This is a genomic window from Salipiger sp. D13 (genome assembly GCF_003703915.1).
Classification (GTDB): domain Bacteria; phylum Pseudomonadota; class Alphaproteobacteria; order Rhodobacterales; family Rhodobacteraceae; genus Salipiger; species Salipiger profundus.
In genome coordinates, this window is record NZ_RAPJ01000109.1 from 1 (window position 1) to 393 (window position 393).

A 393-nucleotide genomic window follows, 5' to 3' on the forward strand; every position below is an offset into this window, starting at 1 on the left:
CGACTACCTCGACCCGCCGCATGCGGTGCGGGTCAGGTTCAACGACGAGACCGACGACTGGGCGGAGGCCGAGCGGATCATCCGCTGGCCGGATTACGCGGGGCCGATCTCGCTGACCGAGGCGATGACGCACCCGGGCAAGACGCATCCCGACGAGATCTGGATCGAGACCCGCCGGCGGATGTACGAGACGCTCTACCGCGCCGACACCTTCACCTGCTTCCAGGACGGGGCTGCGCGCACCGCCACGCGCGGCGACCTGGTGCTGGTCTCGCATTACGTGCTGAGCCGCACGCAGGTCGCGGCCCGGGTGCGCCGGGTCGAGGGCACGCTCGTCGAGCTCGACGCGCCGGTGACGATGGAGGCCGGCAGCGCCTACGGGCTGGGCTACCG

The 393-nt window shown here is 71.2% G+C and carries 1 pseudogene; it reads left to right on the forward strand.

Annotated features, from left to right (window positions below):
- Positions 1 to 393: pseudogene (locus D6860_RS25445) on the forward strand (phage tail protein); the annotation flags it as partial.